The following is a 13533-nucleotide window of genomic DNA, read 5'->3' as shown; positions in this document are numbered from 1 at the left end:
CAAAAATGAGGAATGCTGCTATCTTAGTTTGGCATAAAAATTAAGTGTTTGCTTGATATATACCCAGGAAACTTCAAAACCTGGCAGTTTAGGTTTTCGTGTATATAAGCAGGTTTTCAGGAGGAGTAATGAAGCACAAATCAAATTTGCAGGGTAGGGCGGTTTATGTTGTGGATGGCAGCCGTACCCCTTTCTTAAAAGCAAAAGGTGTAGGGCCTTTTTCAGGGTCTGATTTGGCTGTAGCAACGGGACAAATTTTATTAAATAGGCAACCTTTTGCACCCACGGATTTGGATGAAGTAATTATTGGTTCAGCAATGCCTGGACCTGATGAAGTTAATATAGCCAGAGTGGTAGCTTTGCGTTTGGGATGTGGGCATCAGGTCCCTGCTTTTACTGTAATGCGAAATTGTGCTTCTGGTATGCAAGCATTGGATAATGCGGCTATTCAAATCGCGAGCGGAAGGAGTAATTTAGTACTGGCGGGGGGTACAGATGCGATGAGCCATGCTCCCTTACTCTTTAGCGAAAAAATGGCTGATTGGTTAGCAAAATGGTTTGCTGCAAAGTCTTTTAAACAAAAAGCAGGTTTAATTACCCAATTTAAATTATCTTACTTAGCGCCAGTAATTGCTTTGATTCGCGGTTTGACTGATCCTATAGTAGGACTAAATATGGGACAAACAGCTGAAAAATTAGCTTTTCGCTTCAATATTAGTAGAGAGCAAATGGATGCTTTTGCTAACCAGAGTCACCATCGTTTAGCGCACGCTTATGAAGAAAGCAAGATGACGGAAGTTACTCCGATTTTTGATAGTAAAGGTAGATTATATAGTCAAGATAATGGATATAGAGCGGATTCTAGCATTGAAAAACTTTCCACTTTAAAGCCTTTCTTCGACAAAAAATATGGAATGGTCACAGCAGGTAATAGTTCACAGATCACCGACGGTGCTTGTTTATTACTATTAGCAAGCGAAGAGGCGATAAAAAAATGGAATTTACCGGTGATGGGGAAAATTGTAGATTCTCAATGGGCAGCCTTAGATCCTTCCGAAATGGGACTAGGTCCTGTACATGCAGCTACTCCTATTATGAAAAGGCATGGGCTGGTAGCAAAAGATTTTGATTGCTGGGAAATTAATGAAGCTTTTGCTGCTCAAGTGCTCGCCTGTTTAGCAGCTTGGGATGATAAGGAATACTGCAAAAATCATTTAGGCTTAAAAGAAGCTTTTGGCGCGCCGTCATTAGATTGTTTGAATAAAGATGGAGGAGCTATTGCCGTAGGACATCCCATTGGTGCGAGTGGTGCGCGAATCGTTTTACATGTTTTGGAAGATTTGATACAAAACAAGGGAAAACGAGGTATGGCAGCCATTTGTATAGGTGGTGGTCAAGGGGGAGCTATGTACTTGGAGCGCGTGACTGAGGTGAGTGGAAATGAATAAATATAAACATTGGGAAGTTGCAATTGATGATGCTCACATCGTCTGGTTGGCTATAAACAGGAAAGACACCTCTGTTAATGCCTTAAATGATGAGGTTTTGGACGAGCTTAATAGTATATTGCATGATGTCTCTCAAATATCTGATGCTAAAGGTCTGGTCATTTATTCGCCTAAAAATGGATTTATTGCTGGGGCCGATGTGAATGCGTTTAGTCAATTTGATAGTTCTGCACAAGCTTTGGACTTCCTACGTAAGGGACAGGCGGTATTTTCCCGAATTGAGAATTTAAATATTCCTTCTGTAGCTATGATTAATGGTTTCTGTCTGGGGGGCGGTTTAGAGCTTGCTTTGGCTTGCGACTATCGTATCGCTACAGATGAAAAAGAAACTCGATTAGGTTTGCCAGAAATTATGTTAGGTATTCATCCTGGTTGGGGTGGAACGGTAAGATTACCGCGATTAATCGGAGGATTTAATGCATTAGCGCAGGTAATTTTGCCAGGGATTCCCATGGCTGCTAAAAGAGCTAAAGCTTTAGGTTTTGTGGATGAAGTAGTTCCACTACGACAATTAAAAAGAGCAGCCATCTATTATATTAATAACAAGCCAGCAAAGCATACTCCTACCTTCCTTCAATCGCTTACTAATTATGGTTGGCTTCGACCTCTTATTGCAAAGTTATTGCGCCGCCAGGTTAGTAAGCGTGTGCAAGAAAAACATTATCCAGCACCCTATGCAGTTATTGACTTATGGGAGAAGGAAAGTGGTTTTGATGAACGCGCTTATTTAAAAGAAGCTGATTCAGTTGAAAAATTAGTTACCGGCGGGGAAACTGCTAAAAACTTAATCCGCGCTTTTTTATTGCGGGAGCGATTAAAATCCTTTGCAAAAGAGACTGAATTCCACGCGAAGCATGTTCATGTTATAGGGGCAGGAATCATGGGCGGCGATATTGCAGCATGGTGCGCTTTACGCGGAATTCGTGTCACGATACAAGATCAAGGTTATGAAAAAATTTCGCCGGCTATCACTAGAGCGCATGCACTTTTTAAAAAGAAATTAAAAAAGCCAAGACTAATTCAGGAAGCCAGTGATAATTTAATTCCTGATCCACAAGGGTTTGGTATTGAAAAAGCAGATGTTATTATTGAAGCCGTTTTTGAAAACTTAAAAATCAAGCAAGAAATATTTGCAGCAGTTGAAAAGAAGGCAAAAAAAGAGGCTATTATTGCTACCAATACCTCTAGCATTCCTCTGGATGAGATTGCACAGGTTATGGAGGAGCCAAATCGATTAGTAGGGATTCATTTTTTCAATCCGGTTGCCAAAATGGAGTTGGTTGAAATCGTTAGTAACGATAAGACAGAGAGTCTGATTGCGCAAAAGGCAGCCGCTTTTGTAAATCAAATTAACAGACTTCCCTTGCCGGTAAAATCAAGCCCCGGGTTTTTAATTAATCGTATCTTAATGCCTTATTTGATGGAGTGCGTCCAACTTCTCGAGGAGGGATATAAAGCGGAAGCGATTGATAAAGCTGCCACCAATTTTGGGATGGTTATGGGCCCTGTTGAATTAGCGGATACTGTTGGTATGGATGTTTGCCTGGCGGTGGCTGAAAATCTTACCAGCCACTTTGGCGGTACTGTACCTGAGCGTTTAAGGGAAATGGTAAAAGAAGGCAAGTTAGGTAAGAAAACAGGCCAGGGGTTTTATCACTATAAAAATGGAAAACCGGTTAAAATGCCAGTCGCAGAAACGGAAAATACCGAAGAAATTGCCAATCGATTAATTTTACGCATGGTAAATGAGTCCGCAGCATGTTTGCGCGAAGGCGTTGTGGCAGATGCAGATTTGTTGGATGCAGGGATGATCTTTGGTACGGGTTTTGCTCCATTTAGAGGAGGGCCTATGCATTATGCTAGTCAATTCGGAAAAGATAAGCTAAATGCGCTATTTGCCCGATTGGAAACCCTGTATGGAGAGAGGTTTAAAACAGATTCTGGGTTATAATAGGGTATTTTGCTTGCTCCCATTCTAGCTAACAACGCTATCTTTAAAGGTTTTTGGATAGAGTGGGAATAATTTCCCCAAAATGATAGTAGCAAACGTATGAAATCATTGATATTAAGCTTATTTTTATTTAGTTCAATTGGCCATGCTAATATTGGTGATGAGATCCTGGATAACTACCAGTCCCATTTATATATACTCCCCCTTAGCCTGCAAGAACATTTCTCAACCCGGTTGTTTATTATTACAGGGAATACTTCTTACCTGAATCCACTCTTTCTATATATGTATGCATTAAGTGAAAGATTTAAGTACTTAGTGAGTAATTTGAGTAATGATTTTCTAATTGATGAAGAAAATAAACGTCTGTTAACTCTACATGACAACGATGCAGTTCGAAAAAAATTACGATTCAAAAAAATTGAAGAATGGAATAGGGCGGCTTTTTATTTAAATTTGTTATTGTTAATTAAAAAAATTAACTATTACAAATTTGAGAAAACTCCATTATTCCCTGCCAGTGAACAAGGGCTGAATTATATTAAATCTCAAATGAATACCATTGAACCTTTCTTGGTTGATGAAAAAACAATAAAGGTTTGTGGTGCCCAGTGTGTCAATTATGTTTATTATCTTTACGATTTAGGGGTTGCTGATTTGAGAAAGAGGTTCATCCAAAAATTCAGGAAAGTTTTTCCAGATGAAGAAGACAAAAGACTGTCAGCGACTGATTACACTATCAAAATATATGCACTGACGCATTTTATTATTGCCTCTAGTAACTATTATCAAAATGAAGCGGATGAGCAAATGCTAAATTGGATCATTGATTATTTTGAAAAAAATATTGATGAAATAATTCGGCGTACTGAAAACGATGTTATTGTTGAAGTAGGAGTTTGCTTTATGTTAATGAATAAGGGACATTTAAATGTAGTGATAAAAATAAAAAACTATTTAGAAAGCGTATATGATAAAAAACATCGAATGATTCCCAATAAGGAACATTCTTTTGATTTAATTAAAGGCGAACATAGAAATGTTTTGACAATTATGCTGTTTAAATGGCCACAAAAAATCAATGTAATCCCGGATTCCCTATTAATGAAAATGAATATGCAGGGTTTTGTGCAAAATGATGCAAATGGAGAAATGTATTATTCATTTAATCTTTTATAAAACGTCTTTTTTTTCGTTTTTTATTATCAGTCTATTTTTTTCTTTTGGTGTTCATGCTGAAACTTTTGTTATCCAACCAGGCTCTTCTACGATAGGAAAAATTACATATGACCATGCTGAGTATGGAGAAACGTTAAGAGAGGTAGGTATTCGTAATGATTTAGGCCTTAACGAAATGATGCTCGCCAATCCCAACTTACCCAGTGATCACATACTTTCCCCACAAGTTAAAATTACACTCCCCACTCGATTTCAACTCCCGAAAGGGCCATGGCACGGAATTATTATTAATTTGGCAACCTTCAGGCTATATTATTTTCCTCCCCATGAGAATGTTGTATTTACATTCCCTGTGGGAATTGGGCGAAAAGGGTGGAGTACTCCCCTGGGAATTACAAAAATTATTGCAAAAGTAAAAGATCCTACGTGGAGGCCTTCAATTAAATTACAAAAAGAAGGTGAAAAGAATGGCCTGGTTATTCCTGAGTCCTTTCCCCCTAATGAAAGTAATCCTTTAGGGCGTTATGCATTACGTTTAGGTTGGTCTACCTACCTAATCCACGGAACGAACAGTCATGGGGGAGTAGGTGAACGCGTAAGCGCAGGGTGTATTCGCATGTTACCACAAGATATAGAATATTTATTTGAACAAGTAAAAGTGGGTACCTCGGTAAGAATTATTAATGAGCCAGTAAGCACTGTGGGATAAAAGAATGATAATCCCACTTGCCACTATATCAAGGGGATAATGCCACCCGAGTAAAACACAGGAAAGGATAAGAAACAGATTTAAAAAAAGGGACACGTAAAACATACTCTTCCATTCTCTTAATAAATAACAACAGAACCAAGCCCAAATGGCATGAAAAGAGGGTAAAGCCACCATCCCTCCATCAAGTGTGCTCGGGGTGATGTGATGATGAATTTGAAAAAATTTTAGACCTGTCGCATATTGTTCTTGGCTGAAAAAAGGACTTGTAATAATACTTGCCGGCGCGGTGGTAGGGAAAAAATAATAAATAGTAAAACCAATCAAACCGCTTAAGAGCAATAGAAAATAATATTCTCGAATATAGAGCTTTTTCCCAAACAGTATAACTAATAAAGGAATATAAGCCATTTGGAAGGGTAAAGTATCGTATATAAATCCTAGAAATTTTTTAAAATATGTATGCTGGTTTGTCCATGCAATAACCGCAGAAAGATTTAAACCAAAATAGGTTTCTAATTGGACTATCCATTTGTCTATAGGAGTATAAGGAGTAAATTGCGCAGCGGTTGTGGTAAGCGCTAAGATGGACATGATGAGAAAAAAATAAATCGTTTCTTTCAACAATTGCGTAATTTTTTTTTCTTTACCATATTGCAACCAAAATCCAAAATACATAAGTAATAAAGCAATGGCAATGAAGAGGGTATTAGGAGGAAAATAGTTATTTCCAGGATATTTAAAAAATAAAAAATTAACGCCAAATACAAGGGAAGATAAAGCGCATAGAAGTATACTTAGTAAAAGATTCCAAAAAGAAATGGCATTCATGCGCGAAGGTTATTCCACCACGGCTTCTTGCTGTTTTTGCTTAATGGCATGGTAAATTTCTTCGCGATGCACATTAATAGAGCGTGGCGCCTGAACCCCAAATTTTACATTTCCATGTTCTTGGGTTTTAAAAGCTACCACTTTAACGATTTCACCACCAATACAAATAACGAGGGATTCTTCAAAAGGTATGGTTACGATGTCCATAAAAAACCTTCTTATTTTTTAATATGTTATAACCGATTAGCTAGGTAATTGCAAATAAAAATAATTAAACTCTGTGCAAAAAAATATCACTGGGAAATGGTGCTGAATGACGATCATAGTATGTTGAGCGATTGTACTATTGTGCGGTTTGCATCACCTATATAATTGCTACTGTCCCTTAAATAAGGTATTATTGTGCGCTTTTTATACCTTTACACTCTATTAAGTAGTTTTAAAGGTTCCTTGCCTTACTCATGTTATTGGGAAGGCTTTTATAATCCATAAGGAGTTTAACTATGAGACATTATGAAATTGTGTTTCTGGTGCATCCTGATCAAAGCGAGCAAGTTCCAGCAATGGTTGAGCGCTATGAAGGGATCATTAGCAAGCATGATGGTAAAATTCACCGCAAAGAAGATTGGGGACGTAGGCAATTAGCTTATACTATCAATGACGTTCATAAAGCCCACTATATCTTAATGAATATTGAATGCAATGAAGCGGCACTCGAAGAGTTGAAAACAGCGTTCAAATTTAATGATGCTATATTGCGTCATTTAATTATAAAACGTAAAGGTCCCATTACTTCTGAATCGATTATGATGAAGAAAGAAAAAGAAACGCGTGCTGCTTAGGAGAAAAAAATGTCAGTCCATTTTCGTCGTAAAAAAATGAATCGTTTTGCCTCCGAAGGTGCTAATGAATTTGATTATAAAGACGTTAATCTTTTAAAAAATTATATTGGTGAAACCGGCAAAATAGTACCCAGTCGTATAACCGGCATTTCAACTCGAGTGCAGCGTCAAGTAGCTAGCGCTATTAAGCATGCTCGCTTCATAGGGTTATTGCCATACTGCGATAGCCATAAATAATAATGACTTTGCTTAGTGGTTTTATTCGTAAACAAGGCCAATTTGTTTTAGGAAAAAAGCAAAATGCATTTTTGCACACTGTTTTTTTAGCGGTTATCCCCTATACAGATTGGCTCTCGTTAGCAGTGATTGCTCTGATTACCTTAAGAAAAGGTATACGTGAGGGTCTTCCTTTGTTGCTGGCTGGGATGATTGCCTATTTTATTTGTGCAGGCTTTTTTTCCTCCTTAACTATAGGGCTGACTAACACATTGTTAACCTTTCTGCCGGGATTTTTTGCGGCAATTACTTTGCGCTTAACGAAGAGTTGGCGTTGGGTAGCAATTATTTGCTTGTTACAAGTTAGTATTGCGGCCTTATGTTTACAAACCTTTGCCCCTGAATATATTGAAATTCAGTTTCAGTTTATTCAGCATTTATTGTCGGAAGTTCAAAATGATAATTTTGCTTTTGATATATTAATGAATAGGGGACTGAATCAAACTACTTTGGCTAATTATTTAGTTGGTGTTCAAGCGGTTGGAGTCATACTTTCCGGGATTTCCGCACTTATGCTTGCGCGTTCAGTGCAAGCCGAGTTATTTTATCCTGGAGGGTTTAAAAAAGAAATGGAAACATTTCGGGGCGATAAAATAGGTCTATTAATATTGCTGGTATGTTTATTTGCTGCGCATGGTGGAAACGTGTTGGCTATGAATATACTTCCCATGTTAATGGTTTATTTTATGTTAGCCGGTTTAAGTTTAGGGTCCCATATACTTTATAATAAAAAACCTGTTACATCCCTTTTCTTACTAGTGACTCCGCTGATATTTTTGCCGTTTGTTATGTTGCCACTCTATGTGATTTTTGGTTCATTAGATAGTATTTTTAATTTTAGAAGTTATCTTGCGGTTAATGCAGATAATCGAGCATAAGGGGTTTTTAAGATGGAAGTTATCTTATTAGAAAAAGTAAGAAATTTAGGAAATTTAGGGGATAAGGTTAACGTTAAACCTGGTTATGGACGTAATTATTTAATCCCTGAAAGTAAAGCAGTTTTCGCTACACCAGAAAATATTAAACTTTTCGAAGAAAAACGTGCTGAATTAGAGAAGAAAGCACAGCAATCATTAGCTGCGGCAGAGCAACGCGCTGCCAAGTTAAACGACACTGCGGTAGTTATCTCTGCGCAAGCAAGTGACGAAGGAAAGTTGTATGGTTCTATCGGCCCAAACGAAGTGAAAGATGCTTTAGCAGCTAAGTCTGTTGAAGTAAGCAAAAGAGAAATCGTTATGCCAGAAGGTCCTATCCACTCTGTTGGCCAATACGAAATTGAAATCCATGTGCATAGTGATGTAATTGCTAAAGTGCAAGTGGAAATCACTCCTGCAAAATAGTAATTTAATGTAGGGTGGGTCTCTCGGCTCAGCCCTGCATTTTAGTAGTTGGTTTTGCAACCTGGTTTTCAACGTCCGTTAAATACCTAAACTCCCCCATTATCATTGTTTCATAATTAATGTTTTGCAATGTCTTAGCGTGCGCTCTGATTCTGGTGGCAGAGTTAAGTAGTCGCCATATTCTTTTCTTAAAATGAATTCGGCTTTATTTGGTATATTGAAAGACTCCCCTTCGAATTCTCCTTTTCTCAGCGGGTATACTTCCTCAAACTTGATATGTGTTACCTTTTTGCAATGATATCCTCTTCCCAAGTAAGGAGTATTTTGTTTATTAGCGTAGTGGACCATTAGATCCAGGCATTTATTTAAAAATATTTTCGGAAAAAAATAACCTAACGTTTTATAAAGCTGATGGCTTCTGCCCATAGGTAAGGAGGAGTACTTGGTTCCCAAGATGCGAAGGAGTTTGCGGGAAATGCGTTTCATTGATTTATGGATAAGTGGATGCGCCGGCATCTTATCGTAAACGAATACGTCAATAAAAATGCCTTGTGTATAAGTTTCATTCCCCCGTTCGTACTTTTCAAGATAATAGCTTTTTTTGTCTCTAACTTTTAAAGGAGTACCTAAATTGTAATATCCTTTTTCACCGCCTGCTTTTTGCAAATACATATGAGCAGGTAATTCTTTAGGTGCTACTTGTAAAAATTTCTCGTAGCTTTTCCTTGGCATGGCAATATCCATGTCATCATCCCAAGGGATAAAACCTTGATGGCGAATTGAACCCAGTAATGTTCCGGCATCCAACCAATAGTCGATGTCATGCTCTTTGCAAATGGCATCAATGACTTTAAGCATGCTTAACATCTTTAACTGTGCTGCTCGCAAGAGATCATTGGTGATGGCCACGGGTAGATTAGAACCCGATTCTAACTTTTCCATTTAATATTACATCCAAGACTAGGACTTTGATCTTTAGTGATTTCTTTATTTGAAAGCAGGCAATTAAGAGCGTCTCGAATGGAACTTCCAGTTACTGGTATACCATTGCCCGGGCGCGAATCATCTAGCTGTCCGCGGTACACTAATTCGTTAAGATGGTTAAAAATAAAAAAATCAGGAGTACAAGCTGCCTGATACGCTTTAGCTACTTCTTGAGTCTCGTCGTATAAATAGGGAAAGGGATAGGCTTGAACTTTTGCATTCATTTTCATATTTTCAAAAGAGTCTTCAGGGTATTGGGTTGCATCATTTGAATTGATGGCAAAAAATTGGATACCCTTTGCTAGATAATCATTTGCCAGGCGCGTTAATTCATGGTTGATGTGCTTCACATAGGGGCAGTGATTACATATAAACATTATTACAGTGGCAACTGCATTTTTATTATCCGAATAACTTATTTGTTTTCCACTAACAGCGTCAATTAATTTAAACTGTGGGGCATTTGTTCCCAGGTCAATCATGGTTGAAGCAGTCTTAACCATAAAAATTCTCCAATCCTTTCAATAAAAAATAAGAAATCCCGTTATTAACACAAATATTAGGTTAAGAAAAAACCAAATGGCTGCAGCTGATTTCCCAAGGTGCACTTCATAACCCGCATAAATAGCCACACTGAGTGCCCCAAAAAGGGAAACCCAAATATGGGTTAATGAGAGCCCAATAGAAACCAAAGCGATTCCTATGACTCCGATAACACGGAAAATATTTTTTAATTCATTGCTTAAAAGATAATAAACGAATAGTTGCAGGCATAATAAACTGGGTAAAATAATTTGTTGAATAGGCCCTATACCCAAAAGAATAGCTCCATGCCCTGCTATAAGAATTAATTCTAAAGCAATGAAATAAACCAGCTTAAAATATAGGGCGGTGAAGAGCAGTAAACTGGCACCAACAATGTAATAAATTTGCGCAAAAGGCTGGGAAAAGCCAAATAAAACAGTAATAGCCCCAATAATGCCAATTAAGGTGAAGAATACCTCTGCAGGCGATTTACCATTTAAGGTAAATGCCTTTATCTGTAGCATCTTTGATTACCTGTGATTGTGGTTTATTAGTTGAAACCCAGTAGTTGCCCATATTTGCCAGGGCAAATTTTACTCTAGGATACTGGCAAACTTCTAAAACGTCGTTACAATTAACTATCGCGGTATTATTATTTTGGTGAACAAAACATCGAAATTGAAAGTTTGCTTCATCCGAAGCAAAAGCAGCCCAGTTATTGGGGTCTAATTTGCTTTGTAATTGTGGGCTCATAAAAGTATCTTTGGAATCTTGCCGTTCTAGTTCAATTTGCGCGTCTGAGCGATTCTGAATTAAATAAAGCGTTTGATTTCCGGTTTCGTTAAGCACCAAAAGGTTTTGGTTAAAACCATAACCCGTTACTTCACATCCGCGCGGAAATGTTGAGGCTGCAAACGTTTTTGTTAATAAAGAGATTACTAAAAAGTTAGAAATCAAAATAAAACGTAACATTACGAACCCCACATTATTGTTAAAATTTTTTGCGTATTTTAATAAAAAATAAGCCAAAGTCTAGAAACTTTGGGTGTTAATTAGTCCTTAATAGCATTTATTTTCGCAATGAGCATAGGAGAATAGGTTCTGTATATACTCAATATTAAATACATAATCACATAACCCAATGAAATTGCTAATAGTGCAGGATGCTGCTCAGGATAAGTCCAGAGAATTAAAGCGGAACTGATACCAAAAAGAAGTGAACACAAATGCATCAGCAACTTAAGCCTTTTTGATTGGGTTAAATAATCAAGGCGGGAAGGGTAAACATATTTAACCGGAACAAAAATAAGTACACACAAAACACTTAAAATCCATGCATTAGTAACCATGGATGTATTAAAAATAAACATGTAAAAAATTGCAAAGTTCCAATAACAAGGAAAACCTTTGAAGAAATGATCGGGGGTTTTGGCATCTTCCTGGCAAAATTGGTAAGAGGAAGTAATGGTTATCCCTAATATAATTACTATTTCTAATCCGGGTGGCAGCATGTCTTCTTTTACTAGAAGAAAAAAAGCGGGGGTAACTACATAATTAAGGAAATCAACAATATTGTCTAAAAGGGCGCCGTCAAATTTCGGCAATATTTCTTTTACTTTAACCAATCGTGCCAATGTACCATCTATAGCATCAATAAAAACCGTAATTCCCATTAACCAAAAAGCAGCTATATATTGATGGTGGTATATTTCATATAAAGAATAAACGCCGAAGAATGAAGCGCTAGCGGTAAATATATGTACCGCCCAGGCTAAAAGATAATGGAGCGGATGATAATTTTTTTTTTTATTGCTCATCAGTTATCCTACTTGAAAAGCTGAGTTATATAATTACAAGTGAATAGTAACAACAATCAAAAGACATACGCAAGAAAAGAAGAAAGTTGTAAAACGGATAATACTTAAAGAAATAAGGATTTTTTATGCAAATTCAAACAATAAACCCTGCGACTGAAGAGATATTACAAAACTATCCTTTGCTTACATTGGAGCAAATGAATGCTGCAATTGACGCAGCACACTTGTGTTATTGCGTGTGGCGTAAAACGGCCTTTTCTCAGCGTACACAGCGTATGATCGCTTTAGCTAATTTATTGCGTCAGAAAAAAGAAGAGTTGGCAGTGTTAATTGCACAAGAAATGGGAAAACCCCTGAAGGCAGGAGTGGGTGAAATTGAAAAATGTGCTTGGGTATGTGAGCACTTTGCTCATGAGGCTGAAAATTATTTAGCACCGCGTGAAATTAAAACAGAAATGAAAAAAACGAAAGTATGTTATCAATCTTTAGGAGTAATTTTTGGCATCATGCCTTGGAATTATCCCTTCTGGCAGGTCTTTCGTTTTGCCGCCCCAACGATTATGGCCGGAAATGCCATTATTCTAAAACATGCTCCTATAACCACAGGTTCAGGAAATAAAATTGCGGAACTTTTTATAGAAGCGGGATTTCCGGAGCATTTATTTCAACACTTGATTCTTGATAATGATTTAGCTGCTAAAGTAATCGCGCATGATAAAATTGAAGCGATTACCCTAACTGGTAGTGAGCGCGCAGGAAGTATTGTAGCGGCTAATGCTGCCAGCCACATAAAAAAGTCTGTATTAGAACTTGGAGGAAGTGACCCTTATATAGTTTTAGAGGATGCAGACATCGATCTTGCTGCTAAAACCATTGTAACTTCTCGTTTAAGTAATACCGGCCAAGTATGCATAGCTGCTAAACGCACGATCGTATTAAAGTCGGTAAGCGAACCGTTATTAAACAGTATTAAAGAAGTGATGAAAAATTTCACGGTAGGTGATCCTATGGATGCAAATACTCTATTGGGTCCAATGGCAAGGGCGGATTTACGTGATAATTTGCATAAGCAAGTACAAGATAGTATTAAAAAAGGGGCCATCTTGCTTGTAGGTGGAGAAATCCCCAAAAATGTAAAAGGATATTACTACCCCCCAACTTTGCTTATTAATGTGTGTCCTGGTATGCCAGCTTTTGATGAAGAATTATTTGGACCTGTGATTGCTATAACAGAGGCTCAAGATGAAGCGCAAGCCATTCGTTTAGCAAATCAAACCCGATTTGGTCTGAGTGCTGCGATTTTTACGCGTGATATCGCAAAAGGGGAGGCAATTGCCACTGACTTAATTGATTCCGGTTCCTGTTTTATTAATACGTATGCCGCTTCGGATCCGCGTGTTCCTTTTGGCGGGATTAAAAGATCAGGATTTGGCCGTGAATTATCGCGCGAAGGTATACTAGAATTTGTTAATACAAAAGTTGTTTCAATTGCCTAAGAAATCAGCGCCTAATTGTTTTGTTGCATTGTGAAATAGGTATATAATGCGCACAGTTTATTGAGTGACATGCCA

Annotated in this window: 16 protein-coding genes; 9 read left to right on the top strand and 7 right to left on the bottom strand. The window is 37.6% G+C overall.

Annotated features, from left to right (window positions below; all coding sequences use genetic code 11):
- The first annotated feature begins 128 nt into the window (after positions 1–128).
- From EL206_RS05085 to EL206_RS05070, 4 genes are all read left to right on the top strand, one after another.
- Complete coding sequence (locus EL206_RS05085) at positions 129–1448, top strand: acetyl-CoA C-acetyltransferase (RefSeq protein WP_058462673.1); 1320 nt, start codon at positions 129–131, stop codon at positions 1446–1448.
- A complete protein-coding gene (locus EL206_RS05080; RefSeq protein WP_058462674.1) occupies positions 1441–3459 on the top strand; it encodes a 3-hydroxyacyl-CoA dehydrogenase NAD-binding domain-containing protein in 2019 nt (672 codons plus the stop codon). The genes EL206_RS05085 and EL206_RS05080 overlap by 8 nt, the downstream gene beginning before the upstream one ends.
- Positions 3460–3558: 99 nt before the next feature.
- A complete protein-coding gene (locus tag EL206_RS05075) occupies positions 3559–4638 on the top strand; it encodes a DUF3541 domain-containing protein (RefSeq protein ID WP_058462675.1) in 1080 nt (359 codons plus the stop codon).
- Positions 4604–5347 (top strand): L,D-transpeptidase family protein, encoded by a 744-nt coding sequence (locus EL206_RS05070; RefSeq protein WP_131739769.1) that lies wholly within the window; start codon positions 4604–4606, stop codon positions 5345–5347. The genes EL206_RS05075 and EL206_RS05070 overlap by 35 nt, the downstream gene beginning before the upstream one ends.
- On the opposite strand, the gene EL206_RS05065 is transcribed toward EL206_RS05070, so the two are convergent.
- Together EL206_RS05065 and EL206_RS05060 are read right to left on the bottom strand one after the other, a co-directional pair.
- Entirely contained in the window at positions 5279–6178 is a 900-nt protein-coding gene (locus EL206_RS05065; RefSeq protein WP_058462677.1) for a phosphatase PAP2 family protein, read from the bottom strand. The genes EL206_RS05070 and EL206_RS05065 overlap by 69 nt on opposite strands.
- 9 nt (positions 6179–6187) lie before the next feature.
- The gene (locus EL206_RS05060; protein ID WP_058462678.1) at positions 6188–6385 is read right to left on the bottom strand and encodes a carbon storage regulator; all 198 of its coding nucleotides are present in this window, start codon (positions 6383–6385) and stop codon (positions 6188–6190) included.
- Between the two features lie 296 nt (positions 6386–6681).
- Here EL206_RS05060 and rpsF point away from each other — a divergent pair, with 296 nt between their 5' ends.
- The 4 genes from rpsF to rplI are packed head-to-tail and all read left to right on the top strand — an operon-like array spanning position 6682 to position 8636.
- Positions 6682–7020: a 30S ribosomal protein S6 gene (gene rpsF / locus EL206_RS05055; protein WP_058462679.1), complete on the top strand. Its 339-nt coding sequence runs from the start codon at positions 6682–6684 to the stop codon at positions 7018–7020.
- Positions 7021–7029: 9 nt separating this feature from the next.
- On the top strand, positions 7030–7257 hold the full coding sequence (rpsR, locus tag EL206_RS05050; protein ID WP_058462680.1) for a 30S ribosomal protein S18: 228 nt from the start codon (positions 7030–7032) through the stop codon (positions 7255–7257).
- 2 nt (positions 7258–7259) lie between these two features.
- A complete protein-coding gene (locus EL206_RS05045; RefSeq protein ID WP_058462681.1) occupies positions 7260–8174 on the top strand; it encodes a hypothetical protein in 915 nt (304 codons plus the stop codon).
- Between the two features lie 12 nt (positions 8175–8186).
- Positions 8187–8636, top strand: coding sequence for a 50S ribosomal protein L9 (gene rplI, locus EL206_RS05040; protein ID WP_058462682.1), 450 nt, complete (start codon positions 8187–8189; stop codon positions 8634–8636).
- A 102-nt stretch (positions 8637–8738) separates the two neighbouring features.
- Here rplI and EL206_RS05035 read toward each other — a convergent pair whose 3' ends face one another.
- The 5 genes from EL206_RS05035 to pcsA all read right to left on the bottom strand — a co-directional run bounded on the left by EL206_RS05035 (position 8739) and on the right by pcsA (position 11962).
- Entirely contained in the window at positions 8739–9578 is an 840-nt protein-coding gene (locus EL206_RS05035; RefSeq protein ID WP_058462683.1) for a LicD family protein, read from the bottom strand.
- Positions 9566–10123 (bottom strand): thioredoxin family protein, encoded by a 558-nt coding sequence (locus EL206_RS05030; RefSeq protein WP_058462684.1) that lies wholly within the window; start codon positions 10121–10123, stop codon positions 9566–9568. The genes EL206_RS05035 and EL206_RS05030 overlap by 13 nt, the downstream gene beginning before the upstream one ends.
- Before the next feature lie 18 nt (positions 10124–10141).
- Positions 10142–10669, bottom strand: a complete 528-nt coding sequence (locus tag EL206_RS05025; RefSeq protein WP_058462685.1) for a hypothetical protein — start codon at positions 10667–10669, stop codon at positions 10142–10144.
- Complete coding sequence (locus EL206_RS05020) at positions 10635–11117, bottom strand: hypothetical protein (RefSeq protein ID WP_058462686.1); 483 nt, start codon at positions 11115–11117, stop codon at positions 10635–10637. Before EL206_RS05020 ends, EL206_RS05025 begins: the two co-directional genes overlap by 35 nt.
- 80 nt (positions 11118–11197) lie before the next feature.
- On the bottom strand, positions 11198–11962 hold the full coding sequence (gene pcsA / locus EL206_RS05015) for a phosphatidylcholine synthase (protein ID WP_058462687.1): 765 nt from the start codon (positions 11960–11962) through the stop codon (positions 11198–11200).
- A 125-nt stretch (positions 11963–12087) separates the two neighbouring features.
- Between pcsA and EL206_RS05010 the strand changes: the two genes are divergently transcribed.
- Positions 12088–13458, top strand: coding sequence for an NAD-dependent succinate-semialdehyde dehydrogenase (locus EL206_RS05010; RefSeq protein WP_058462688.1), 1371 nt, complete (start codon positions 12088–12090; stop codon positions 13456–13458).
- Positions 13459–13533: the final 75 nt, after the last annotated feature.

It is taken from the genome of Legionella adelaidensis (genome assembly GCF_900637865.1).
In the GTDB taxonomy this organism is placed as follows: Bacteria; Pseudomonadota; Gammaproteobacteria; order Legionellales; family Legionellaceae; genus Legionella_A; species Legionella_A adelaidensis.
Note: the sequence above shows the minus strand (reverse complement) of the source record. Positions and strands in the feature narration are given on the sequence as shown.